We start from the raw sequence: 23,315 nt of genomic DNA, 5'->3' as shown, positions 1-23,315 counted from the left end.
GCGACGTGGAAGTCGCGGTGGGTGTCGACGCCGCCGGTGATGTTCCCGATCGGGGTGATCTGTTGGGTCGGGGCGTTGGTCTTGCGGGCAGGGGTCTTGTGGGCAGGGGTCTTGTGGGTGTTTGGCATGCTGGTGGTGTCGTTCCTGTTCGCTGGACACGGGCTGGGATGGCGCGCCAGCCGGGCGGGCGGACAGGACAGTGATGGGTGGCCTGCGGCTAACAGGCTCCTATGAGGTCACGGACGCCCGGCTTGGTGAGCTGGTGGTCCTCCGGGTCCGGACGACAGATCTCGCGCAAGGCATCACGCCGGTCCCGCTCGGGGTCAGACCGGGTCGGGAGGACCACCATCTACATCCTCACTGTCCCGCCCAGCGTCACACCGAAACACGGTTTCCGGCACACCGCGAGTCCCGCTCTCGGGCAACCATGAAACCGGTTGGGGAACGTGGGTTCGGCTACGGGACCCAGTTCGCCGTGATGGTGCAGCGGGCCTCCGAGGCGGTGCCGCCCGTGACCGTGAAGCCGAACTGGATGGTCACGTCGCTCGGCGGCTCGGCGCCGTTGCGGAGGTTGGCCAGCGCGGCCTGGAGTGTCGGCCGGACCTTCTCCACCGCCTCGCGCAGCGCGCCGCCGGCCTCGGTGACGAGGTTGCCGGAGCGGTCGAGCGACCCGTCCACCTCGACCAGCACGTTGTCGCCGTCGTCCAGCGTCAAAGCCACCACGTTCACCATGACGACTCCTGGAGTTGACCCGATGTTCGCCACAGGTTAGATCCGGGATCGCCGGCCAGGCGGGTGAAAACGCCTGGTGTCCCGCCATTGAGGGACAGGCGTGCCGAAACCGTGATTCGGTGGGATGCCGGGGAACGGGTTTCGGTGTGACGCTGGGCGGGACTCGCGGGGGTGTCGGAAGTCGACACACGGGTGCCCGAGAGCGGGACTCGCGGTTTTCAGCGGTCCAGTTGGCGGGGGTTGGGTTTGCGGGGGCGGCGTTTGACGGAGACTTCGGCCATCAGGGCGAGGCCGGTGATGCGGAGCACGGGGGAGCCGGGGACGCCGGGGCCGTCGGCAGCGCGCTTGAACTCGCCCATGAAGCCGATGCCGTCGATGCGCACGGTCAGGTCCGGCGGCACGATGATCCGGATCGCGCCCATGATCGCGGTGGCGGTGATGGTGCACTCGGCGGCCTCGAAGCCGGCGTCCCGCAGGTCCAGCTTCACCTCGCCCATGAACGCCGACGCGGTGTAGTGCGCCGGCACGACCCAGTCGCCACTGCGCACGGTCTGGCTCATGATCGCCATGGACGCCGTCGACGTGGCCGAGCCGCCGACCATCGGCGACAGCTGGCCGCCCACGGCCGGCACCACCGGCATGGGCACGGGCGCGTCCGGCAGGTCACGGGTGAACGGCACCAGCTCGCCGAAGGTCTTGGCCTTGTACAGCCCGGCCAGCCGCTCGTCCAGCTCGCTCACGGTCAGCCGACCGTCGGCCATCGCCTTGTGCAGCACCTGCGCCACCCGCTCACGGTCGGCGTCCGAGGCCCGCATGGACATGGGGTCAGGCTGCTCGCTCACGTCGAAAGCCTAGAGCCCCGACCTACCCCCGCGCAGGCCCGTTGGGCGGCCGGCGCGGCACCGGCCGCCGTGACCGGCGCAGGGTGCACGCCCAACATCGGCACGGCACCCCGACGCAGCCCGAATCCGCCATGCCGCACCGCCTCCCGAGACCGCTCCTGACGACGTGAACATCGCCGGGAACCGCGGGAACGCTACGTGAACAGGCCCTGTCCCCAGAACTGTCCCGGCGTGACCCCGGGCGGGCACGCGAACAGCCCGCTGCCGATGTGCTGGATGTACTCGTTGAGCGCGTCGGCGGCCAACGCCTTCTGCACGGTCACGAACTGCTTGGGGTCCTTCATGAAGGCGATGAAGAACAGGCCCCCCAACAGGTTCCCGGTGGCGTCGGTGCCGTCGGTGAACGAGTAACCCCGGCGCAGCAGGTGAATGCCGCCGTTGTGCTCGGGCGAGGCGAGCCGGATGTGGGCGTCGTCGGGGATGTCGGTGCTGCCGAGGTTGGGCGTGTCGAACTCCTCGGCGCCGCCCAGCGGGGCGCCGCTGGTCTTGTAGCGCCCGAACACCTTCTGCTGGTCGCCCAGGTAGTCACGGTCCCAGGTCTCGATGTACATCCGGATCCGCCGCGCCACCAGGTAGCTGCCGCCGCGCAGCCACTCCTGGTCGGTTTCCTGGCCCACCCACACGTTCTGGTCGATCAGGTCGGTCTGCTCCGAGCGCAGGTTGCGGGTGCCGTCCTTGAAGCCCATGAGGTTGCGCGGTGTCGCCTGCGCGCTGGAGGTCGACGCCGTGCGGCCGAATCCGAGCTGCATCCACCGCAGCACAACGGTTCCCGCCCCGAGCCGGGCCAGGTTGCGCACCGCGTGGAAGGTCACCTGCGGGTCGTCGGCGCAGGCCTGGATGCACAGATCACCGTTGGTGTAGGCGGGATCCAGGTCTTCCGGCACGAGTTTCGGCAGCGGTGCCAACGCCTTCGGCCTCTTGGCCGCCAGCCCGAACCGGTCGTCGAACAGCGACGTGCCGAAGCCGATCGTCACGGTCAGGTTGCCGGGCTTGAGACCGTCGGCCTCGCCGGTGTCGGCCGGCGGCGCCTGGAGGTCGGCCGCGCCGCCCGGCACCAGGTCGCCCTTGGTCATCGCCTCGGCCGCGGCGGTCCACGTCTTCAGCACGCGGACCAGCTCGTCACGGTCCTTGGTGATCACGTCGAAGGCCGCGAACGTGAGCCGATCCTGTTGCGGCGTGGTGATTCCGGCCTGGTGCTCGGCGTTGAACGGCACCACCTGGGTGGCGTTGGCCGCGCTGGCCGACGTCGCCGTGGCGTCGGCCGCGACGAGACCGCCGATGCCGACCGCGCCCAACCCGGAGAACAGTCGGCGGCGGGACAGGCTCGGCGTCACTGCGCGACCTTCCCGGCCACCTGCGACATCGCCTCACCCAACGCGTTCACGGCCTGGGACAACACCTTCTGCTGGTCCTTGGTCACCGTCGAGTAGTCGACGTAGCCGGTGTTGAGGTAGCCGGGGCTCTGCTCGTACGGCTTGAGCGCCGCCGACACCGCCGCGGCCCGGTCCTGCACCGTCTTGGCCACATCGGGCGCATTGCGCTGCAACGCCGGCAGCAGCACGCTGAAGGCCTCCATGGAGCCGTCCAGGTTGCCCTTGAAGTCCACCAGGTCGATGTGCGAGTACCGCTCCTCCTCGCCGGTGACCTTGGACTTCTGGATCTCGTCGACCAGCTCGGTGGCGCCGTTGGCGATCTCGGCCGGCTGGTAGCCCGCCTTGGCCACCAGCTGCTGCAGCTTGGTCACGTTGGCGACGAGCTCGTCGGCCACCGGGCCCATGCCGTCGAGCTTCTTGGCCTCGAAGACGGCCTGCTCGATCCTGTGGAAGCCCTTGAAGTCGGCGGGGTTGTCGAAGTCGTCGGCGCGGCCGTCGATGTTCTTGTCGAGGTCGCCCCAGATCTCCGCGACCGGCTCGACCTTCTCGTAGAACACGCGGGCCGGGCCGTAGGCGACGCCGGCCTTGGCGATGTCGCCGGCCTTGACCGCGTCGGCGAAGGTCTGCGTGCTGGTGACCAGCTGGTTGACCTGGTCCAGGACCCACTTGCCGTAGTCGGTGGTCGCCGTGACCAGCGCCGGGTTGTCCTTCCACGACTTGCTGGCCTGGCCGGTCACGTGGAAGTCCCACTTCTCCTGCTTGGCCCCGGGGCAGTAGATCTGGTAGTCGCCCTTGGCCAGCTCCAGGGAGAAGCCGCCGTCGAGACCGGGCGTGAGGTTCTCCTGCTCGCCCAGCATCTGCGTGCCGGACATCAGCTCGGCCTCGGTGACGGCGCCCGCGTCCTTGTTGGACACCTTGAAGTTCACCGTGCCGCTGGAGATCGACGAGGGCGTCGGCTGGCAGCCGTCGGCCGTGATCGCCACCGTGACGTCGCCACCTTCGCCTGCGGGCGCGTTGTTCTGCGGGGCGCTTCCGCTGGTGCTGCTGCCCCCACAGGCGGTGAGGGCCAGGGTCGCCGCCGCCGCGATCGCGGTCAGGCCGATGGTGCTTCTCACGGGTTGCTCGCTCCAATCAGCTTCTTCTTCGCGGCCGTCCTCGGCCACAACACGTACGCGAGCATCGGGACGGCGTAGACCAGCCAGCCCGTCAGCTCGATCACCGTCGGGTAGGGCTGCACGCCCAGCACGCCGCTGAACAGCGAGTACAGCGGGGTTCCCTGCACCACCAGCCACGACAGGTTCAGCGCCCGCTCCTGGCCGAACGTGAGCCAGTGCGCCTCGAACGCCGTGTGCAGCGTGGACATCACCAGGCCGGCGGCGACGATCACCAGGACGATGCCGGTGATGCGGAAGAACCGGCTCAGGTTGAGCCGCACGCCGCCCTTGTAGATGCCGTATCCGATGGCCGCGGCGACCAGGATGCCCAGCAGCGCGCCGAGGAACGACAGCGTGGCGTTGCCGCTGGCCTGGGTCAGCGCCAGCAGGAACACCGCCGTCTCGAAGCCTTCGCGCAGCACCGCCAGGAACGCCATGACGACCAGCGCCATGGTGGAGCCCTGGGCCAGCGCGCTGGCGGCGGCGCCCTCGAGTTCCTTCTTCAGGCCGCGGGAGTGCTTGGCCATCCACAGCACCATGTACGTGACCATGACCACGGCCAGCGCGCCGACCACGGTCTCCAGGCCTTCCTGGCCCTGCTGCGGCAGCTCCTGGGAGACGATCCGGAGGGTGACGCCGATGACGACGCACAGCGCCACCGCGATGCCGACGCCGATCCAGACCTGCCGCAGCGTGTCCTTGCGGCCCTGTTGGGCCAGGAACGCGGCGATGATCCCGACGATCAGCGAGGCCTCCAGGCCTTCGCGCAGTCCGATCACGAACGTGGGCAGCATCAGGTCTCCCAATAGGCGTGCCTAACCTGTAGGTAAGGCGAGGCTATCTAAAACAGCCCGTGGCGCACTGTCAACCAGATGGGGGACCCGTCACGCGAAAGCCGGACATCCGGCGGCTAACGTGACCGCCCATGGACGTCCTCGTCGTCGATCACCCGCTGGCCAGGGCCCGCCTGACCACCATGCGGGACGCGCGCACCGACAGCGCCGCGTTCCGGGCCGCCCTGCATGAGCTGACTGTGATGCTCGTCTACGAGGCGACCCGGGAGGCCCCCGTGGCCACCGAGCGGATCCACACGCCCGTCGCCCGCACCGACGGCTACCGGCTGAGCAACCCGCCGCTGCTCGTGCCGGTGCTGCGGGCCGGCCTGGGCATGGCCGACCAGGCGCACAAGCTCATTCCCGACGCCCAGATGGGCTTCGTCGGGTTGGCCCGCGACGAGCAGACCCTCCAGCCGACGCCGTACATGGAGTCGCTGCCCGAGTCGCTGGCCGGCCGGCCGGTGCTGGTGCTCGACCCGATGCTGGCCACCGGCGGGTCCATGGTCCACACGATCAATCTGCTCACCGAGCGTGGCGCCACCGACGTCACCGCCGTGTGCGCCCTGGCCGCGCCCGAGGGCATTCGCCGGCTGGAGGAGTCCGGCCTGCCGGTGCGGATCGTGACGGCGAGCATCGACGAGCGGCTCAACGAGTCCGGCTTCATCGTGCCGGGTCTCGGCGACGCCGGCGACCGTCAGTACGGGGCAGTCTGAGAAAAGCTTTACATCTAACGGTTGCCAGTTTTCCGGCTGCGTCTTTCGAGTGTCCGCACTGGTCTAGACCTTGACGAAAGGTGGTCTGGACCACATTATTCGAAGGGCGAGGCCCGGGGAGGTCACGTGGCGGCCACTTCCCCGGGCCTCGTTTCGTGTCCGCGGACCCGGCGCCAGCCGTCGACGTGCGCACGGACCGCCCGCTCGAAGGCCGGGTCCATCAGCTCCCGTGGCGGCAGATTCCCCTGTAGCTCCAGTGATGACAGCCCGTGCACGATGCCCCAGGCGGCCATCGCGATGAGGTCCGGGTTCTCGTCGACGAAAACGCCTCGGTCGACGCCCCGCAGCACGGTGTCGCGCAGCACGCGGAAGGCCGAGCCCGACACCTCGGCCAGCAGCACGTCCTGGTTGATGTGCGCCCGCGCGGCGTCGGTGAACAGCAGCGCATAGAGGTGGGGCTGGGCCAGCGCGTACCGGCGATAGGCCAGGCCGAGCTGGATCAGGTCCTCGGCCGGATCGTCGGAGACCGGCGTCTCCCGCAGCTCCCGCGAGAAGCCCTCGAACGCCTCCAGGTAGACGGTTCTGATCAGGCCGGGCTTGCCGCCGAACAGCGAGTACACCGCCGTCGTCGACGTGTTCACGTCGGCCGCCAGCTTGCGCAGGCTCAGCGCGTCCACCCCGTCCAGGGAGATCAGTTCCGCCGCGCAGGTCAGCAGCCGGCCGCGCAGGGCCTCGTCGTGGGTCTTCGGTCGTGGCACTTGACGAGTGTATCCGAAACGGTGTTTTATAACGGCGTCACAATTCACGGGGAGGGGTCAGAGATGGTGTTCGACGGACGATGGACGGGACGGCTGCCGGCCGAGGGGGGCGCGGTCTTCCTGATCGGCATGCGCGTCAACAAGCCGTGGCGGGTGGACAAGTGGCTGCCGGTGGCCTCGGCCATGCCGCGCATGCTCGTGCACCTCGGCAAGCACCCCGAGCTGGGCTTTCTCGGCGGGCACTCGTGGTTCGGGCGCACCACGATCCTGATGTCGTACTGGCGCAGCGCCGAGGACCTGATCAACTTCGCCGCGGCCAAGGAGGCGCCGCACCTGGAGGCGTGGAAGGCCTACAACCGGGCCGTCGGCGCCGACGGCACCGTCGGCGTCTGGCACGAGACCTACGTCGTGAAGCCGGGGCAGGCCGATGTCGTCTACGCCAACATGCCGGCCTTCGGCCTCGGCGCGGCCTTCACGCACGAGCAGATCACCAAGGACAGCAACAGCTCGCGCAAGCGCCTGGCCACCGCTGGACCCGCCTGATACCAGATTGGTACCGTGGCCGCGTGGCGATGACTCTGCGGTTGAGCGAAGAGGAGAACCGCCAGCTCGACGCGCTGGCGGCGGCCGAGGGGCGCTCCAAGCAGGAGATCATGCGGCTCGCGCTGGCCGAGCGCTGGGCCCGGCTGCAGAAGGAGGAGCAGCTGGGCGAGGTGCTCGGCCGGGTCCTGCCCCGGTACCAGGGCCTGCTCGAACGGCTCGGTTCCGCCTGAGTTGACCGAGTACCTCGACGCCGGCGACCTTCTGGTGCTGGCCACCGCCGTCACCGGCGGCGACCTGGTGGTCCGCGATCTCGGGCTGCTCGACTCCGCCGCCTACCGTCCCCGCGCCACCGTGCTCGGCGTGGAGGCCTACAACACCCTGTGGCTCAAGGCCGCCGCCGTCCTGCACTCCGTGGTCCGCACCCGGCCGCTGGCCGAGGGCAACTGGCGTCTGGGCTGGGTCGCCGCCGTTGCCCTCTGTGACATCAACGGCTGGTGGATCGACGCCGACGAGGACGAGGCCCTCGGCGTCGTCCGCGCCGTCGCCCACGGCCGCCTCGACGTCACGGACCTGGCTACTCGGTTCGAGAACTGGTCCCTGCCGAAAACCTGACCGCCGCTCGCTCTATCTCCGCCCGCCGCTCCTGCCAGAACGCCGCGTCCCGCCGCGGGGCCGCCGTCACGCCGTCGAGCTGCTCGCGCAGGATGTCCGCGTGTCCGGCGTGCCGGCTCGTCTCGGTGAGCATGTGGACCAGGACGTTGAACAGCATCACGTCCGGCCGCGGCCACCACGGCACGTGCCCGGCGGCGTCCACGGCCAGGGCGTCGATCGTCGCGTCCGAATGCGCGCACACGCGCCGGTAGCGGTCGACGATCTCCCCACGGGTCTCGTGCTCGGTCGCCCACATGTCCCTGCCGCGCTCCGCGAGGTCGTCCCACCTCGGCATGGGGTCCGGACACGGCCGGCCGAACACCTCGCCGAAGTACCGGGCCTCCGACAGCGTCAGATGCTTGACCAGGCCGAGCAGGTTGGTCCCGGTCACGGTCAGTGGCCGCCGGATGTCGTATTCGCCCAGTCCGTCCAGCTTGCCGAGCAGCTCCGCCCGGACCTCGCGCAGGTCGCCGTGCAGATACTCCTTCGCGAATTCGTCGATCACGGATCCGAGCCTGCCACAATCGGACCAGCAAACGTTTGCGGCACCCGGTCGGGCCTTTGCGCTTGACCTGGAGTGCACTCCAGCTTCTACGGTCGGTGTCGTGACTTACTCGATCGCCCAGGCAGCGGAACGAAGCGGGTTGTCCATCGACACCCTCCGCTACTACGAACGAATCGGGCTGGTCGATCCGCCGGCCCGGGACTCAGGGGGACGTCGCTCGTACTCGGACGAGGACCTCAGCTGGCTGGAGTTCCTCACCAAGCTGCGCACCACCGGCATGCCGATCCGGATGATGCGGGAGTACGCCCAGCTCCGGCACAAGGGGCTGGCCACCGCCGGCCGTCGCAAGCAGCTGCTGCACGACCACCGGACCGACGTCCGGCAGCGCATCGCCGAACTGCAGGCGTGCCTGGCCATCCTCGACTACAAGATCACCAACTACGCCGAGGTCGAGGCCAAGCTGGCCGGCCAGACCCTGGTGCAGGAGGTGTCGGCGTGAGGCGGCTCGGCCAGCTGGAGGTCGGCCCGCAGGGCCTCGGCTGCATGGGCATGAGCCAGTCCTACGGCCAGGGCGACGAGGCCGAGTCGGTGGCCACCATCCACCGGGCCGTCGAGCTGGGCGTGACCCTGTTCGACACGGCCGACCAGTACGGCCGGGGCGCGAACGAGGAGCTGGTGGGACGGGCCCTCAAGGGACGCCGTGACCAGGTGGCGATCGCGACGAAGTTCGGGTTCGTGCCGGGCGACGGCGGTGGGCCCGCGGTCCGCGGCGACCGTGCCTACGTGCACGAGGCGGTGGACCGCTCGCTGGCCCGGCTCGGCGTGGACCACATCGACCTCTACTACCAGCACCGCGTGGACGAGAACGTGCCGATCGAGGAGACGATCGGGGCGATGGCCGAGCTGGTGCAGGCCGGCAAGGTCCGATTCCTGGGGATGTCGGAGGCCGGCGCGGAGACGATCCGCCGCGCCCACGCCGTGCACCCGATCACGGCGCTGCAGAGCGAATGGTCGCTGTGGACCAGGGACATCGAGGCGGAGGTCCGGCCGACCTGCCGCGAGCTGGGCATCGGCATCGTGCCGTTCTCTCCGCTCGGCCGTGGTTTCCTGACCGGCAGCGTGACCTCGGTCGAGACCCTGGCCGCGGACGACATGCGCCGCAGCCTACCGCGGTTCGAGGGCGAGAACTTCGACCGCAACCTCGCAATCGTGCAGCGGCTCAACACCCTTGCTGCGGAGCGCGGCGTCACGGCCGGCCAGCTGGCCCTGGCCTGGGTCCAGCACCAGGGCGACGACGTGGTGCCGATCCCGGGCACCAAGCGCCGCAAGTACCTCGAAGAGAACGTCGCCGCCGCCGAGCTGGAGCTCACGGCCGACGACCTGGCGGCCATCGCCGGCACCGTGGACGCGGTCGCCGGCGACCGGTACCGCCCCGAAATGCAGAAGCTCGTAGGACGCTGAGAAGGAGACAGATGGAATCGCGCAAGCTCGGCGACCTCGAGGTGTCCGCTCAGGGCCTCGGTTGCATGGGGATGAGCGAGTTCTACGGACAGGGCGACGACACCGAGTCGATCGCGACCGTCCACCGCGCGATCGACCTCGGCGTCACCCTGCTCGACACCGCCGACATGTACGGCTTCGGCGCCAACGAGGAGCTGGTCGGGCGGGCCCTCAAGGACCGCCGCGACCAGGTCGTGCTGGCCACCAAGTTCGGTTTCGTCCGCGATGCCGACGACCCGAGCGTGCGGGGTGTCCGCGGCGACGCGGCCTACGTGCGCACGGCCGTCGACAAGTCGCTGGCCCGGCTCGGTGTGGACCACATCGACCTCTACTACCAGCACCGCGTCGACCCGAGCGTGCCGATCGAGGAGACCGTCGGGGCGATGGCCGAGCTGGTGCAGGCCGGCAAGGTCCGCCACCTGGGCCTGTCCGAGGCCGGCCCGGAGACGATCCGCCGCGCGGTCGCCGTGCACCCGATCGCCGCGCTACAGACCGAGTGGTCGCTGTGGTCGCGGGACATCGAGGACGAGATCGTCCCGGTGTGCCGTGAGCTGGGCGTGGGCATCGTGGCCTACTCGCCGCTGGGCCGCGGCTTCCTCACCGGCCGCTTCACCGCCACCGACAACTTCGGCGACGGCGACTTCCGCTCCGGCCAGCCGCGGTTCAGCGAGGAGAACCTCGCCAAGAACCTGGCCATCGTCGAGGCGCTGAAGGCCGTCGCCGCCGAGCGCGGCGTCACTCCCGGCCAGCTCGCCCTGGCCTGGGTGCAGCACCGGGGCCACGACGTGGTGCCGATCCCCGGCACGAAGCGGATCAAGTACCTGGAGGAGAACGTCGCCGCCGCCGAGCTGGAGCTCACGGCCGACGACCTCGCCGCCATCGAGGCCGCCGTTCCGCTCGACGCGGTCGCCGGCGCGCGCTACCCCGAGGCGGGCATGCGCTCCCTCAGCAAGTAGCTCCACACAAAGCCGCCGGCCGTCGGGGGGTCGGCGGCTTTGTCACGCCATCAGGCCGGCGGCCACGGTCGCGCCGAGCTCCCAGCACGCCCGGAGGTCGTCCTTGGACGGCGTCGCGGTGACCAGCACGTGCTCGGCGACGCGGTTCCAGCCGAGGCCCTTGGTGATGCCCTCCACGCTGCGCACGGCCCCGGACATGTCGCTGTTGCCGTGCACGTACAGGCCGTAGGGGCGGCCCTGCGTCGCGTCGAGGCACGGGTAGTAGACGAGGTCGAAGAACACCTTCAGCGCGCCGGACATATAGCCCAAAGAGGCGGGCGTGCCCAGGATCAGGCCGTCTGCTTCGAGGACGTCGACGGCGGTGGCGGCCAGCGCCGGTTTGCGGACGACCTCGACGCCCTCGATCTCCGGGGTTGTGGCTCCGGCCACAGTCGACTCGAACATCGCCTGCAGGTTCGGCGACGGAGTGTGGTGCACGATCAGCAGTCGGGGCACCGGTAGGACGATGCCGAGCGGCCGCCGGGAGCGCAACCGGTCGACGGTGCGTAGTCGCCGAACCGGGCGAAAACCGGGCTGCCAGCACGATTCCGGCGGGGCGTGTGCGATCGGGTGACGCAGTGTGGCGCACGGATGTGCCGGCGGGTCAAGGAAAAACGGAGCCCGAAACAGGCAACCGCACCGCCACCCCGGCCGTCTCACAGAGAGGAAATGCTGGTATAGATGGAAGAACTGTGGACGTCACAACTACTCTCCTGTCCGGCAGCCGGCGCAAGCGTGTCATCTACGCGGGCTGGCTCGCCGTAGGCATCGGCCTGATCGGTGCACCCCTGGTGGTCCTGTCGCTGTGGCCCGGCATCGACCACACCCCCTACTCGGCCAACACGGTCCTGCTCGCCTTCGGACTGTGCCTGAGCACCATCGCCTACGCGTTCGGCCGCGCGGCCGTCGCGGGCATGACGGAAGACCGGCCCCGACCGGTGTCGGGACCGGGCAACCTGCCCTACCTGCTGGCCGGCGGTTTCCTGGCGATCGCGGTGGTCTCGCTGGTCATCGCGGCCGCCTGAGCCGCCTACTCGAACAGCGCCTTATTCGAACAGCGCCTTATTCGAACAGGGCAGCCACCTCGCCGCGCAGCGCGGCCAGCCGGGCCACGGCCCGCTCCCGCGCGGCGGCCAGCCCGTTCCTGTCCGGCACCGGTTCCACGCTCTCCAGGTACGCCTTGAGCTTCGGCTCAGTGCCGGAGGGCCGGATCAACACCCGCACCCCCTCGCCGCGCAGCGCCAGCACGTCGGCTCGCGGCCGGAGATCCTCGGCAGTCACCGAAACGCCCGCCAGCGCCGTCGGCGGATCGGTGCGCAGCTTGGCCATCAGCTCGCCGATGCGGCCCAGATCGGTCACCCGCAGCGAAACCTGGTCGGTCAGGTGCCAGCCGTGGGCGGCGGCCAGGTCGTCCAGCACGTCCAGCAGCGAGCGGCCCTCGGCCTTCAGCCCGGCGGCCAGGTCGCAGGCCAGCACCGCGGCTGAGATGCCGTCCTTGTCCCGCACGTAGTCCGGGTCGACGCAGTGCCCGAGCGCCTCTTCGTACGCGTAGACGAGACCGGTTCCGGCGCCGTCCCCGGCCCGCACGAGCCACTTGAAGCCGGTCAGCGTCTCGTCGTAGCGGGCGCCGCGCGCGGCCGCGACCTTGGACAGCAAAGAGGACGACACGATGGTGGTCGCCACCAAGGCGTCAGTGGAGTCCATTGTGGACAGAATGTGCTCGCCGAGCAGCACACCCGTCTCGTCGCCGCGCAGCATGCGCCACGAGCCGTCGCGGTCGCGGACGCCCAGCGCGCACCGGTCGGCGTCCGGGTCCAGGGCGATCGCCAGGTCGGCGTCGACCTCGGCGGCCAGGGCCAGCAGCAGGTCCGTCGCGCCGGGCTCCTCCGGGTTCGGGAACGAGACCGTCGGGAAGTCGGCGTCCGGATCCTGCTGCTGCGTGACGAAGTGCACGTCGGTGAAGCCGGCGGCGGTCAGCACCTCGGCCAGCGTGACGGCCCCGACACCGTGCATCGGCGTCGCGGCCACCCGCAGCTCTCGGACGCCGCCGACCGGCAGGCTCGCCGCCCGCGTCACGTACTGGCCGACCTCGGCCTCCGTGACGGTGGTCCAGGTCTCGGCGCGCGGCACCGACACGGCGGCCGGCACCTGGGCGATCGCGGCCTCGATCTGGCGGTCGGTCGGCGGCACGATCTGGGCGCCGTGCTCGATGTACAGCTTGTAGCCGTTGTCCGCGGGCGGGTTGTGCGACGCCGTGATCTGCACGCCGGCGACCGCGTTCAGCTGCCGCACCAGGAACGCCGTCACCGGCGTCGGCAGCGGCCGGTCCAGAACCCGCACGTCGAACCCGGCGGCCGTCAGCACGCCCGCGACGGCCCGGTGGAACTGCTCCGATCCGTGCCGCGCGTCCCGGCCGACAACGACCACGCCGCCGCCATGACCGTTGCGCCGCAACCAGTCCGCCAGGCCAGCGGTCGTCCGCACCACCACGGCCTCGTTCATGCCGTTCGCACCGGCTCGCACCGGGCCACGCAGCCCGGCGGTGCCGAAGGTCAGCGGCCCTGACATCCGGTCGGCCAGCTCGTCGATCGCTCCCTGGTCACCGGCCATCGCCTTGGCCACGACGCCCTGGAGCTCGGCCCGTGTGGCCGGGTCGGGGTCGTCGGCGATCCACCGGAACGCAGCGTCACGAGCAGACGGCGCCAGGCTCACTGCGGCACCTCGCTGGCGCTCGGTGTCCGCGTTCGCGGACGCTCTGCGTTGAATGGTTCGCTCGCAAGCTCGCTCACGCCTTGGTCACCAGGTCACGCAGCAGGGTGCCCATGTCGGTGGCGGCCAGCCGACCGGCCTCCAGCACCTCTTCGTGGTTGAGCGGCTCGCCCGTGATGCCGGCAGCCAGGTTCGTCACGAGCGACAGGCCGAACACCTCGGCGCCGGCCGCGCGGGCGGCGATCGCCTCCAGCGCCGTCGACATGCCGACCAGGTCCGCGCCCATCGTGCGCAGCATCCGGATCTCGGCCGGCGTCTCGAAGTGCGGGCCGGGCAGCGCCGCGTACACGCCGTCCTCAAGATCGGGGCGGATCGTCCTGGCCACGTCGCGCAGCCGGGCCGAGTAGAGGTCGGTCAGGTCCACGAAACGAGCCCCGACCAGCGGCGAGCGGGCCGTCAGGTTCAGGTGGTCGCTGATCAGCACCGGCTGGCCGACGGTCATGCCCTGCCGTAGGCCGCCGGCCGCGTTGGTCAGGATCACGGTGCGGGCGCCGGCCGCGGTGGCGGTGCGCACGTTGTGCACCACCGGGTCGATGCCGAAGCCCTCGTACAGGTGGGTCCGGCCGAGCATCACCAGGACGCGGTTGTCGCCCAGCTTCAGCGAACGGATCGTGCCGCCGTGCCCGACCGCGGTCGGCGCGCGGAATCCCGGCAGCTCCGACATCGGCACCTCGTGCTCGGCCGCGCCGATCACGTCGGCCGCCGGTCGCCAGCCGGAGCCGAGGACGACGGCGACGTCGTGCTGGTCGACGCCGGTGCGCTCGACGAGCGCCGCCGCCGCGGCCGTCGCCAGCGCGTCGGGGGAAATGGAGTCTTCGCTGATACCGGTCACACCGGCGAGCCTAAAACACCCTCAGCCGGTGACCTCGAACTGCGGGTAGATCTGGTTGAACAGGTTGCGGGCCGAGGCGTCGGCGTTGCTGTTGCCGCCGGTCGTGCCCTTCACCGCCACGACCCACAGGTCGTTGCCCTTCACCAGCGTGGCCGCGACCGTCTGCGGCAGCAGCGAGCCACCGGTGTCCTGCTTGTAGTCGAGCAGCTGGCCGTTGGTGAAGCCGGGCACCGACGCCGGCTGCACCGGCGACACGTTGACGTTGGGCAGCGCCCGGACCGCGTCCAGGTAGGCGCCCGGCCTGGGGAAGTTGGTGAAGTGCTGCACGGACAGCTCCTGGGTGCCGTCCTTGCTGAGGAAGAACACCTGGGCCCGGGCCGGCAGCGAGTCGGTGGCCGGCCGGTTCTGGGTGAACTGTTGCCAGTCGTTGGGCACGTCCACCGCGAAGTCGCTGGCGCCGTCGCCGACCTTCACGATCGCCTTCGCGTGGATCCGGGTCGTCGGCACCTTGGACACGGTGGTCGAGGTGGGCATCGAGCTCGGCGTGCTGCCGAACGCCACCGCCGTCGGCAGCAGCACCTGGCCGCCGAGGTAGCGGGTGAGGACAAACCCGCCGGCCATGGACACCACCACGATCGCCGCCGCGACCAGCGCCAGCACCGCCGTGGCGACCTTGCCGCGCCGCCGCCGCCGCTTCGGGGCCGGCGTCGGTGAGACCGCGGGCGCCGCCGGGTTGGTCACCATGAACGGCAGCGGGCCCGGGTCGCTGGCCAGCGGAGTGTCGGTCGGCGGGGCCGGGGCCTTCGGCGGCGCGAACTGCTGGGACAGCGAGCGGCGCTTCGGCGGCGTCACCGGCGGGGTGTCCGCGTGCGGCACCGGGAACAGCACGGTGCCCGGCTCCGGCAGCAACGGGCGCAGCCGCCGGCGCATCTCGGCCAGCGTCATGCGCGAATCCGGGTCCTTCACCATCAGGCCCGTGATCACCGGCTCCAGCGGGCCGGCCGAGGTCGGCGTCGGCACGTCGCCGTGCACCACCTCGGTCACCGTGGCCAGCGGGTCGTCGTCCGCGTCGTACGGCGGCACGCCCTCCACCACCGCGAACAGCGTCGCCCCCAGGCTCCACAGGTCCGCCGCCGTCGTCACCTCCTGGCCCGAGGCCACCTCCGGCGCGATGTAGGCCGGCGAGCCCAGCATGATGCCCGTGCTGGTCATCGTGTTCTCGGCGACGTTGCGGGCGATGCCGAAGTCCGTCAGCTTGATCTGGCCGCTGTCCCCGACCAGCACGTTGCCCGGCTTCACGTCACGGTGCGTGATGCCGGCCCGGTGCGCCGCCTCCAGGCCCGCCGCCACCGCGTCGGCCACCGCCGCCGTCTGCTGCGTGTTCAACGGGCCCTGCTGGCGCACCACCTCCGCCAGGCTGCGCGAGGGCACCAGCTCCATCACCACGAACGGCTCGCCGTCATGCCGGGCGATGTCGTGCAGCGTCACCACGTTGGGGTGCGACAGCACCGCGATCGCCCGCGCCTCCCGCAGCGTCCGCTCCCGCAGCGCGTCCGCCTCTCCCGCCGGGATGCCCGGCGGGAGCAGCACCTCCTTGACCGCCACCTTGCGCTGGAGGAACTCGTCATAGGCCGCCCACACCGTGCCCATCGACCCGTTGCCCAGCACGTGTTCGAGCCGGTACCGGCCGGCGATCACGCGGGACCGGGCGGGCGGTGGAGTTTCCGGCGTGGACATGCGGCCATTCTCCACGAGTCGCGTCCGCCCGGTTTTCGCAGACCCCCGGGTGTTGTCGGCCCCCCGGCGTCAGCCCCGGGGCTCCCGCCAGATCGGGAAGAACCGCGGCCCGCCGGGCAGACCGAACGGCTCGCCGGCGTCGACGAAACCGTGCCGACGCCACAACCGGGCGCTGTCGGGATTGCTGGCCTCGCCGGCACAAGGGATGCCCTCGGCGTCGATCCGCCGGAAATGCTGGCGCGCGATGGCACTGCCGAGGCCATGACGCTGGGACGTGGGCACAACGCCACAGAACTGCCAGTGCAGGTGCGGCTCGGGGCTCATGTGGGCGCCGAGCAACTCGGTGACGGCGACAAGGCGGGCGAAGTCCTCGGCGTCGAGGGCGGCGAACCGGTCCAGGAACTCCTCGGGACTCTCGCCGCCCTCGCTGCGGAACCAGAGCGACGCGGCGGAGTGGTCATGGGCCAGGTACACCTCGCCGTCGGCGAAGGCGGCCTCGGTGAAGGCCTTGAAGAACACGGGATGCGCCGAGCGCCGGTGCTCGTCGCCGGGAAACACCCAGGCGTTGACCGGATCGTCCTGGAAGGACTCGGACAGGATGCGCGCCACGATGTCCACTTCGGACCGTGAGGCGGGGCGGACGACGTCGTCCATCACTCCACCTTCCCGATGCCGGCGTAGACCTCGGGCTTGCGGCGGCGCAGGATCGAGCCGCGCACGAGGCCGATCACGGCGGCCAGCAGCAGGATGCCGGGCAGGATCCAGCGCAGCGGCGAATTCCCGGCGGTGCCGAGAAGCACGTCGAAGTTCCAGAGAATGAGCACCAGGATCACCAGCAGAGCCACGGCGGCCAGCGCCGGCGCGATGGTGTGCCGCCACGCGGGCTCGTCGTGTTCCCGTTTGCGGAAGAAGCCGATGACCGACACGGACACCGCGGCCAGCACGAAAACGACGCCGGTCGAGGCCATCGTGCCGAGCCAGCCGAACAATTCGGTGAACGGGTCCCGGCCGGCGATGGCGAACACGGCCACCACGATCAGGCCCAGCGCGGTCTGCAATCCGGACCCGGCGGCGGGCGCGCCGGTGCGGCGATTGGTGCGCGCCAAAGCCTCGGGCAGCACGCCTTCGCGGCCCAAAGCGAAGAAGTAGCGGGCGATCGAGTTGTGGAAGCTGAGCAGCGACGCGAATTGGCTCGTGAGGAAAAGGACATAAGAGACGTCCGAGAACAGGCTGCCGAGCCGTTGCGCGTTGAGCCCGAACAACAGGCCGGGCCCCTGGGCCTGGGCGGCGCCGACGACGTTGGCGGGACCGGCGGCGTCGGCCATGGCCAGTGCGGACAGGGTGTACAGCACTGCGGTCAGGGCCACCGCGAGGTAGGTCGCGCGGGCCACGGTCCGCCGGGGATCCCGCACTTCCTCGCTGTACGAGGCCGCGCCCTCGAAGCCCGTGAACACGGCGACGGAGAAGGCGAAAACCGCGCCGACACCGGTCGTGAACAGGCTGCTCGGCGCGAGCGGCGCAAGTGACGGCGCACCGCCGCCTGCGGGCGAGCCGAGCAGCGCGATGTCGGTCACGACGATCACCGCGCACTCCAGCACGAGGACAACGCCCAGCACCTTGGCGTTGATGTCCACGCGAAGCACGCCGAGCACGCCGATGACCAGCGCGATCGCCAGACCCCACAGCCACCACGGCGTGTCCAGCCCGAGCAGCGGGTTGATCCAGTTCGACAGCGACCAGCCGAACAGGCCGTACACGCTGATCTGGATCGCGTTGTAGGCGACGAGCGCCACGAACGAGATCGCCACGCCGGCGGGCCGGCCCAGGCCGTTCACCACGTACGGATAGAACGCGCCCGCGCCGGTGATGTACCGGCTCATGGCCGCGTAGCCGACGGCGAACAGCGCGAGCACCGGCGCCAGCAGCACGAAGGACAGCGGCACGCCGACGACACCGGTCACCGCATAGGTCGCGGTGACGCCGCCGGCGATCGCGTACAGCGGGCCGGACGCGGCGACGACGAAGAACAGAATTTGCACGACACCGAGACGAGGTCGGGCGAGGCCGCGTTCACGCAGCGGCGTACGAGTGGCCACCTTTGTTACTCCCCCAGGAGTCGTCCCACCATTTCCGGGCAACCCTAGCCATTCGACACCGCTTCCCGCAGCGGCTACGTTTCCGGCACGTGGCCCACACGAACTCCCGGCTGCCCCTTGCGGAGGCGCTGTTCTTCCTCGCGCACGACGAGTTCACGGGAAAAGCCCAGGTGGCGCGGGCGTCGCTGGAAATATGTTTGTCGGGCGCAATTATCTGCGACCTATTGTTCACCGGGCGGATATCGGTCAACGACGGCTGTCCCGAGGCCACGGGAAAGGCCGCGCGCGGCGACCGGGCATCCGCCGAAGTGCTGGCCGAGATCGCCGCCGAGCCGACCGGATACCCGGTGCGGGAGTGGATCGACCACCTGCGGCCGGTGGTCGTGGACAAGGTCGTCGCCCAACTCGCCGACGCCGGTCTGATCACGCCGATCGCCGAGCGGAGCCTCCTGCGCCGCACGCACCGCTATCCGCCGGTCGACCTGCTGGTGGCGGCCGGCGGCCGGGCCGAGATCCGGGCTGCGGTGCTGGGGCCGGGCAAACCGGACGTCTACAACGTGAGCCTGGCGCTGCTGGCCTGGCACCTGGGCCTGGACGACCTGTGCGAACCGCAGCTGGACCGACGGATGCTGCGGGCGTGGCTGGACCGCGCCGCCAAGCCGATGCCGCCGGCGGCAACCGAGGTGCTGGCCGCGGTGGAGTCGGCGATCGCGGCCTCGGTCTACGGCGGCGAGCGGCGCTGAAGCCTTCCGCACGGCCCGTCGCTCCGGTTGGATCGACGCCGTGACCTTGGTGATCGGTGTCGACTCGTCGACGCAGTCGACAAAAGCGCTGGTGGTCGTGGCCGAGACGGGCCGTGTCGTGGGCGAGGGCCGGCAGCCGCACCCGGACGGCACCGAGGTCGATCCCCGGGCCTGGCAGGTCGCCTGCGACCGGGCGATCGCCGAGGCGCGGGCCGGTGTGTCGGAGCCGATCGCCGCGATCGCGGTCGCCGGCCAGCAGCACGGCATGGTCACCGTGGACGCCGACGGCGAGCCGGTGCGGCCGGCGCTGCTGTGGAACGACACCAGGTCGGCGGCGGAAACCGAGCAGTTCGTCGCGAAGCACGGTGCCGACCGGTTGGCCGAGCTGACCGGCTCGGTCCCGGTGCCCAGCTTCACCGTGACCAAGCTGGCCTGGCTGGCCGAGCACGAGCCGGCCGCCGCGGACCGGGTCGACCGCGTGATGCTGCCGCACGACTGGGTGAGTTGGGCGCTGGCCGAGCCGGGCACGGAGCCGGCGACCGACCGTGGCGACGCGTCCGGCACCGGCTACTTCTCGCCTCGTACCGGCGAATGGCTGCCCGACCTGCTCTCCGAGGCCTTCGGCGGCCGCACGCCCAGGCTGCCCCGGCTGCTCGGGCCGGCCGAGGTCACCGGACGTACGGCCGACGGTGTTCTGGTCGCCGCCGGCACGGGCGACAACATGGGCGCTGCCCTGGCCCTCAACGCCGGACCGGGCGATGTCGTCGTCTCGCTCGGCACCTCCGGCACGGTCTTCGCCGTCACGGAGGAGGGCACGGCCGACCCGACCGGCTTCGTCGCCGGCTTCTGCGACGCGACCGGCCGCTACCTGCCGCTGGTCTGCACGCTCAACGCCGCGCGGGTGCTGACCACGACCGCCGCGCTGCTGGGCACCGACCTCGCCGGCCTCGACGAGCTGGCCCTGCGGGCCGAACCCGGATCGGGCGGCCTGGTCTTCGTGCCCTATCTCGACGGGGAGCGCACGCCGAATCTGCCGGATGCTTCGGGCACCCTGACCGGCATCCGGCGCGGCAACCTCACGCCGGAGAACCTGGCCCGGTCGGCGGTCGAGGGCATGCTCTGCGGCCTGGCCGACGGGCTGGCCGAGCTGCGACGGGTCGGAGTGCAGGCGCGACGGGTGCTGTTGATCGGCGGCGCCGCGCGGTCGGCCGCTGTGCAGGCGGTCGCGTCCGGCCTGTTCGATGCGCCGGTGGAGGTTCCCGAGCCCGCCGAATACGTGGCGTTGGGCGCGGCACGGCAGGCCGCGTGGGCTCTGTCCGGCGCGGAGGAACCGCCCGAGTGGTCGATGCGGGCCGAGGCGATCGGGCGGAGTGAGGGCGGCGCGGCGGTGCGCACCGCCTACACGGCGGCTGTCGCCCAGATCCACGGCCACGTAGGCTTGTGATCAACAGGAGGAGGCGGTTCATGGCCCGGGTGACTGCGTTCGTCACCGTGCTGGTGTTCGGCGTGCTGTTCGCGGGCCCGGCCTGGGCGCAGACCACCACACCGCCGCCCGGACCGTCGCTCAACCCGCCGCAGAACCAGAGCCTCGGCGACGACGCCCGCCAGCGCGTGATCATCTTCGTGGTGGTCGTCGTGCTGTTCGCGATCGTCTGGTACGGCCGCCGGGTGCGCAAGAAGCGCCAGAAGGCCAGCTGATCCTCTGTCTCACCATGTGGGACAGTTGACCGTCTGCCGCCGATTTCATGATCATCAGCGGGCTTCCGTTACAGCCAGGCATAACTTCCGCGGGTCGGTTGCGCCGTTCGTCGCAACATCGCTGCCGGCTGGCCCTGGAAGGGCGAAAGTCGAGCGAGCCCCCAGCACGCTTGGTGCAGGATGAACAGGGTGAGCCACCCCAAGGCGACCTGCCGTTCATCCGTTGAGCGGTACGCGGACGCCCTCGTGGGACTCTCCCGGAGCATTCACGCCGAGCCTGAACTGGCCTATCGGGAGCACCGCAGCGCCGCCAAGGTCGCCGATCTGGCCGAGCGCGAGGGCTTCCAGGTCGAGCGGGGCGTCGCCGGCCTCGAGACCGCGTTCACCGCCACCTACGGCTCCGGCGACCTGGTCGTCGGCCTGTGCGCCGAGTACGACGCGCTGCCCGAGGTCGGCCACGCCTGTGGACATAACATCATCGCCGCCGCGTCGACCGGAGCCGCCATCGCGCTGCGCGATGTGGCGGACGATCTAGGTGTGACGGTCAAACTGGTGGGCACCCCTGCTGAGGAATCCGGCGGCGGCAAGGTCCAACTGTTGGAACACGGAGTGTTCGACGGCGTCGGGCTGGCGATGATGGTGCACCCGGCGCCGTGGGAGGCGGTCGCCTCGCCGTCGCTGGCCATCGTCGACCTGGAGGTCGAGTACTCCGGCCGGGCCTCGCACGCCGCCGCCGCCCCCGAGCTGGGCGTGAACGCGGCCGACGCGCTGACCATCGCGCAGGTCGCGATCGGCCTGGCCAGGCAGCACTTGGAGCCCAAGCAGATGGTGCACGGCATAGTCACGCACGGCGGGGCCGCCCCGAACATCGTTCCCGCGACGGCCGCCGGCCAGTTCTACCTGCGCGCGGCCGACCACGAATCCCTTGAGCGCCTGGTCCACCGGATCCAGGGCTGCTTCACCGCCGGCGCCGTCGGCACCGGGTGCACGCACGAGGTCAGGGCGATCTCGGCGGAGTACACCGAGCTGGCGCCCGACCCTTGGCTGGCCTCCGCGTACCGCGAGGCCGTGACGGAACTCGGCCGCGCGCCGATGAGTCACGAAGACGAGCTGCTCCGCCTGACCGGCAGCACCGACATGGGCAACGTCACCCGAGCGCTGCCCGGTATCCACCCGTCAATATCGATCGACTGCGGAGACGCGGTGAACCACCAGCCGGAGTTCGCCGCCGCCTGCGCCACGCCGACCGGGGACCGAGCCGTGCTGGACGGCGCGCTCGCCCTGGCGTGGACGGCGGTGGCCGCGGCGACCGACCCCGCACAGCGGGAGCGGTTGCTGACCGGCGCTGGACACCGCGTGGCACGCGCTGGAGGTGCGGCGTGACCGTGCTGGATTCGCGGCCCGAACTGCCCATGGAGGGCGACGGCCGCCGGCACGACGAGGCGTCCGACGTGCTGATCACCGATTCCGGGGTCAGCATGTCCGACGTGGTGGACATGGGCGCCGGGCGCGGCCCGGCCTGGCTCGACGAGTGGCTGACATCGGGAGCGGCCGACGTCGTGGCCTGGCGACGGCACATCCATGCCCACCCTGAGGTGTCCCGGCAGGAACACGAGACGACGGAGCTGATCGCCGGCGTGCTCCGGTCCGTGGGCCTGCACCCCGAGATCCTGCCCGGTGGCACCGGCCTGATCTGCGACATCGGCTCCGGCGAGCGCTGCGTGGCGCTGCGTGCGGACATCGACGCGCTGCCGCTGACCGAGAACACCGGCCTGCCGTTCTCGTCCACCAACGAGGGCGCCTGCCACGCCTGCGGGCATGACGCCCACACGGCCGTGCTGCTCGGCGCGGCGATGGCCCTGGCCTCCGCGCCGGAGCTGCCCGGCCGGGTGCGGCTGATCTTCCAGCCGGCCGAGGAGGCCATGCCCGGCGGCGCGCTGGACGTCATCGCCGCCGGCGCCCTGGAGGGCGTCGACCGGATCTTCGGCCTGCACTGCGACCCCCGGCTGGAGGTCGGCCGCGTCGGCACCCGCGTCGGCGCCATCACCTCCGCCGCCGACATGCTGGAGCTGCGCCTCACCTCGCCCGGTGGGCACACCTCCCGGCCGCACCTGACCGCCGACCTGGTGCACGCCCTCGGCACTGTCATCACCGGCCTGCCCGCCTTGCTCAACCGGCGGGTCGACCCCCGGTCCGGGACCGTGCTGACGTGGGGCGCCGTGCACGCCGGCCAGGCCGCCAACGCCGTGCCCCAGGACGGCATGCTGCGCGGCACCCTGCGTACCGGTGACCACCACGTGTGGAACGAGCTGGAGCCGCTGGTCAAGGACCTCGTGCAGTCCCTGCTGTGGCCCACCGGCGTCGGCTTCGAGCTGGAGCACCGCCGGGGCGTGCCGCCGGTGGTCAACGAGGCCGAGAGCACCGCGGTGCTGCGCGCCGGCATCGAGGCCGCCCTGGGCGAGGACGCCCTGGCCGGCACCGAGCAGTCGTCCGGCGGCGAGGACTTCGGCTGGTACCTGGAGCACATCTCCGGCTCCTTCGCCCGCCTCGGCGTCTGGTCCGGCCAGGACCGCCAGTACGACCTCCACCAACCCACCTTCATCCTGGACGAACGCGCCCTCCTGGTAGGCGTCCGCGTAATGGTCCACGCCGCCCTAACCGCCCTCGCCTAACCCCCGCGAGTCACGCTCTCAGGCACACCGAATGTAGGTTTCGGGCAGTTATCCACAGTTCGCGGGAGTTATCCACAGTCTGTGGAATGGGCTTCCGGGCACTGCG

Annotated in this window: 26 protein-coding genes; 13 read left to right on the top strand and 13 right to left on the bottom strand. The window is 70.8% G+C overall.

The genetic code is table 11. The features are described from left to right. Positions 1-456: 456 nt before the first annotated feature. The 5 genes from AB0M73_RS25885 to efeU all read right to left on the bottom strand — a co-directional run bounded on the left by AB0M73_RS25885 (position 457) and on the right by efeU (position 4,955). Entirely contained in the window at positions 457-732 is a 276-nt protein-coding gene (locus tag AB0M73_RS25885) for a CU044_2847 family protein (protein WP_363895101.1), read from the bottom strand. A gap of 218 nt (positions 733-950) precedes the next feature. Then, complete coding sequence (locus AB0M73_RS25880; protein WP_363895098.1) at positions 951-1,574, bottom strand: DUF1707 domain-containing protein; 624 nt, start codon at positions 1,572-1,574, stop codon at positions 951-953. 194 nt (positions 1,575-1,768) lie between these two features. Continuing rightward, positions 1,769-2,968 carry an iron uptake transporter deferrochelatase/peroxidase subunit gene (gene efeB, locus AB0M73_RS25875; protein WP_363895095.1) on the bottom strand — a complete coding sequence of 400 codons (1,200 nt, stop codon included), beginning with the start codon at positions 2,966-2,968 and terminating at the stop codon, positions 1,769-1,771. After that, positions 2,965-4,122, bottom strand: coding sequence for an iron uptake system protein EfeO (gene efeO / locus AB0M73_RS25870; RefSeq protein ID WP_363895092.1), 1,158 nt, complete (start codon positions 4,120-4,122; stop codon positions 2,965-2,967). Before efeO ends, efeB begins: the two co-directional genes overlap by 4 nt. After that, the gene (efeU, locus tag AB0M73_RS25865) at positions 4,119-4,955 is read right to left on the bottom strand and encodes an iron uptake transporter permease EfeU (protein ID WP_052395608.1); all 837 of its coding nucleotides are present in this window, start codon (positions 4,953-4,955) and stop codon (positions 4,119-4,121) included. The genes efeO and efeU overlap by 4 nt, the downstream gene beginning before the upstream one ends. Positions 4,956-5,086: 131 nt before the next feature. Between efeU and upp the strand changes: the two genes are divergently transcribed. Continuing rightward, complete coding sequence (upp, locus tag AB0M73_RS25860; RefSeq protein ID WP_363895088.1) at positions 5,087-5,710, top strand: uracil phosphoribosyltransferase; 624 nt, start codon at positions 5,087-5,089, stop codon at positions 5,708-5,710. A 122-nt stretch (positions 5,711-5,832) separates the two neighbouring features. Here the strand turns inward: upp and AB0M73_RS25855 are convergent, their stop codons facing one another. Continuing rightward, positions 5,833-6,468 carry a TetR-like C-terminal domain-containing protein gene (locus AB0M73_RS25855; RefSeq protein WP_052395609.1) on the bottom strand — a complete coding sequence of 212 codons (636 nt, stop codon included), beginning with the start codon at positions 6,466-6,468 and terminating at the stop codon, positions 5,833-5,835. Positions 6,469-6,531: 63 nt separating this feature from the next. Between AB0M73_RS25855 and AB0M73_RS25850 the strand changes: the two genes are divergently transcribed. Genes AB0M73_RS25850 through AB0M73_RS25840 form a run of 3 tightly spaced genes read left to right on the top strand, consistent with a single transcriptional unit; the run spans position 6,532 to position 7,623 of the window. After that, positions 6,532-7,011, top strand: a complete 480-nt coding sequence (locus tag AB0M73_RS25850; protein WP_363895085.1) for a DUF4188 domain-containing protein — start codon at positions 6,532-6,534, stop codon at positions 7,009-7,011. A 29-nt stretch (positions 7,012-7,040) separates the two neighbouring features. Then, positions 7,041-7,241 (top strand): CopG family transcriptional regulator, encoded by a 201-nt coding sequence (locus tag AB0M73_RS25845; RefSeq protein ID WP_232241498.1) that lies wholly within the window; start codon positions 7,041-7,043, stop codon positions 7,239-7,241. Between the two features lies 1 nt (position 7,242). Continuing rightward, positions 7,243-7,623, top strand: a complete 381-nt coding sequence (locus AB0M73_RS25840; protein ID WP_043721825.1) for a Fic family protein — start codon at positions 7,243-7,245, stop codon at positions 7,621-7,623. On the opposite strand, the gene AB0M73_RS25835 is transcribed toward AB0M73_RS25840, so the two are convergent. Beyond that, a complete protein-coding gene (locus AB0M73_RS25835) occupies positions 7,586-8,167 on the bottom strand; it encodes a DinB family protein (RefSeq protein WP_363895081.1) in 582 nt (193 codons plus the stop codon). The genes AB0M73_RS25840 and AB0M73_RS25835 overlap by 38 nt on opposite strands. 100 nt (positions 8,168-8,267) lie before the next feature. On the opposite strand from AB0M73_RS25835, the gene AB0M73_RS25830 reads away from it, so the two are divergent. Genes AB0M73_RS25830 through AB0M73_RS25820 form a run of 3 tightly spaced genes read left to right on the top strand, consistent with a single transcriptional unit; the run spans position 8,268 to position 10,623 of the window. Further along, positions 8,268-8,666 carry a MerR family transcriptional regulator gene (locus AB0M73_RS25830; RefSeq protein ID WP_043721829.1) on the top strand — a complete coding sequence of 133 codons (399 nt, stop codon included), beginning with the start codon at positions 8,268-8,270 and terminating at the stop codon, positions 8,664-8,666. A 44-nt stretch (positions 8,667-8,710) separates the two neighbouring features. Further along, positions 8,711-9,628 carry an aldo/keto reductase gene (locus tag AB0M73_RS25825; RefSeq protein WP_363895115.1) on the top strand — a complete coding sequence of 306 codons (918 nt, stop codon included), beginning with the start codon at positions 8,711-8,713 and terminating at the stop codon, positions 9,626-9,628. A gap of 11 nt (positions 9,629-9,639) precedes the next feature. Further along, the gene (locus AB0M73_RS25820; protein ID WP_363895078.1) at positions 9,640-10,623 is read left to right on the top strand and encodes an aldo/keto reductase; all 984 of its coding nucleotides are present in this window, start codon (positions 9,640-9,642) and stop codon (positions 10,621-10,623) included. Positions 10,624-10,665: 42 nt separating this feature from the next. On the opposite strand, the gene AB0M73_RS25815 is transcribed toward AB0M73_RS25820, so the two are convergent. Then, entirely contained in the window at positions 10,666-11,118 is a 453-nt protein-coding gene (locus AB0M73_RS25815) for an NAD(P)H-dependent oxidoreductase (protein WP_363895075.1), read from the bottom strand. A gap of 236 nt (positions 11,119-11,354) precedes the next feature. Here AB0M73_RS25815 and AB0M73_RS25810 point away from each other — a divergent pair, with 236 nt between their 5' ends. After that, entirely contained in the window at positions 11,355-11,687 is a 333-nt protein-coding gene (locus AB0M73_RS25810) for a hypothetical protein (RefSeq protein ID WP_043721837.1), read from the top strand. Between the two features lie 37 nt (positions 11,688-11,724). Here AB0M73_RS25810 and AB0M73_RS25805 read toward each other — a convergent pair whose 3' ends face one another. The 5 genes from AB0M73_RS25805 to AB0M73_RS25785 all read right to left on the bottom strand — a co-directional run bounded on the left by AB0M73_RS25805 (position 11,725) and on the right by AB0M73_RS25785 (position 18,096). After that, complete coding sequence (locus AB0M73_RS25805) at positions 11,725-13,374, bottom strand: phospho-sugar mutase (protein ID WP_363895072.1); 1,650 nt, start codon at positions 13,372-13,374, stop codon at positions 11,725-11,727. Between the two features lie 73 nt (positions 13,375-13,447). Further along, positions 13,448-14,263 carry a purine-nucleoside phosphorylase gene (locus AB0M73_RS25800; protein ID WP_363895070.1) on the bottom strand — a complete coding sequence of 272 codons (816 nt, stop codon included), beginning with the start codon at positions 14,261-14,263 and terminating at the stop codon, positions 13,448-13,450. A 21-nt stretch (positions 14,264-14,284) separates the two neighbouring features. Continuing rightward, entirely contained in the window at positions 14,285-16,000 is a 1,716-nt protein-coding gene (locus tag AB0M73_RS25795; RefSeq protein WP_363895067.1) for a serine/threonine-protein kinase, read from the bottom strand. A 69-nt stretch (positions 16,001-16,069) separates the two neighbouring features. Beyond that, complete coding sequence (locus tag AB0M73_RS25790; protein ID WP_363895065.1) at positions 16,070-16,654, bottom strand: GNAT family N-acetyltransferase; 585 nt, start codon at positions 16,652-16,654, stop codon at positions 16,070-16,072. Further along, entirely contained in the window at positions 16,654-18,096 is a 1,443-nt protein-coding gene (locus tag AB0M73_RS25785) for an APC family permease (protein WP_363895062.1), read from the bottom strand. The genes AB0M73_RS25790 and AB0M73_RS25785 overlap by 1 nt, the downstream gene beginning before the upstream one ends. An 89-nt stretch (positions 18,097-18,185) precedes the next feature. Between AB0M73_RS25785 and AB0M73_RS25780 the strand changes: the two genes are divergently transcribed. From AB0M73_RS25780 to AB0M73_RS25760, 5 genes are all read left to right on the top strand, one after another. Further along, positions 18,186-18,839: a GPP34 family phosphoprotein gene (locus AB0M73_RS25780; protein WP_363895059.1), complete on the top strand. Its 654-nt coding sequence runs from the start codon at positions 18,186-18,188 to the stop codon at positions 18,837-18,839. Positions 18,840-18,879: 40 nt separating this feature from the next. Continuing rightward, on the top strand, positions 18,880-20,283 hold the full coding sequence (gene xylB / locus AB0M73_RS25775; RefSeq protein ID WP_363895056.1) for a xylulokinase: 1,404 nt from the start codon (positions 18,880-18,882) through the stop codon (positions 20,281-20,283). A gap of 20 nt (positions 20,284-20,303) precedes the next feature. Further along, the gene (locus tag AB0M73_RS25770; RefSeq protein ID WP_363895053.1) at positions 20,304-20,537 is read left to right on the top strand and encodes a hypothetical protein; all 234 of its coding nucleotides are present in this window, start codon (positions 20,304-20,306) and stop codon (positions 20,535-20,537) included. Positions 20,538-20,726: 189 nt separating this feature from the next. Then, positions 20,727-21,920, top strand: a complete 1,194-nt coding sequence (locus AB0M73_RS25765; RefSeq protein WP_363895050.1) for a M20 family metallopeptidase — start codon at positions 20,727-20,729, stop codon at positions 21,918-21,920. After that, complete coding sequence (locus AB0M73_RS25760) at positions 21,917-23,209, top strand: M20 family metallopeptidase (protein ID WP_363895047.1); 1,293 nt, start codon at positions 21,917-21,919, stop codon at positions 23,207-23,209. The genes AB0M73_RS25765 and AB0M73_RS25760 overlap by 4 nt, the downstream gene beginning before the upstream one ends. Positions 23,210-23,315 lie beyond the last annotated feature (106 nt).

Source organism: Kutzneria sp. NPDC051319, assembly GCF_040682195.1.
In the GTDB taxonomy this organism is placed as follows: Bacteria; Actinomycetota; Actinomycetes; order Mycobacteriales; family Pseudonocardiaceae; genus Kutzneria.
The sequence above is the reverse complement of the archived record's forward strand: the minus strand, read 5'-3'. Positions and strand labels throughout refer to the sequence as shown.

Excerpts from the sequence above, each read along its gene's own strand:
- AB0M73_RS25850 (WP_363895085.1), top strand. The coding sequence starts at position 6,532 with ATGGTGTTCGACGGACGATGGACGGGACGGCTGCCGGCCGAGGGGGGC.
- AB0M73_RS25820 (WP_363895078.1), top strand. The coding sequence starts at position 9,640 with ATGGAATCGCGCAAGCTCGGCGACCTCGAGGTGTCCGCTCAGGGCCTC.
- AB0M73_RS25795 (WP_363895067.1), bottom strand. The coding sequence starts at position 16,000 with ATGTCCACGCCGGAAACTCCACCGCCCGCCCGGTCCCGCGTGATCGCC.
- efeU (WP_052395608.1), bottom strand. The coding sequence starts at position 4,955 with ATGCTGCCCACGTTCGTGATCGGACTGCGCGAAGGCCTGGAGGCCTCG.
- AB0M73_RS25770 (WP_363895053.1), top strand. The coding sequence starts at position 20,304 with ATGGCCCGGGTGACTGCGTTCGTCACCGTGCTGGTGTTCGGCGTGCTG.
- AB0M73_RS25790 (WP_363895065.1), bottom strand. The coding sequence starts at position 16,654 with ATGGACGACGTCGTCCGCCCCGCCTCACGGTCCGAAGTGGACATCGTG.
- AB0M73_RS25845 (WP_232241498.1), top strand. The coding sequence starts at position 7,041 with ATGACTCTGCGGTTGAGCGAAGAGGAGAACCGCCAGCTCGACGCGCTG.
- AB0M73_RS25825 (WP_363895115.1), top strand. The coding sequence starts at position 8,711 with ATGGGCATGAGCCAGTCCTACGGCCAGGGCGACGAGGCCGAGTCGGTG.
- AB0M73_RS25885 (WP_363895101.1), bottom strand. The coding sequence starts at position 732 with ATGGTGAACGTGGTGGCTTTGACGCTGGACGACGGCGACAACGTGCTG.
- upp (WP_363895088.1), top strand. The coding sequence starts at position 5,087 with ATGGACGTCCTCGTCGTCGATCACCCGCTGGCCAGGGCCCGCCTGACC.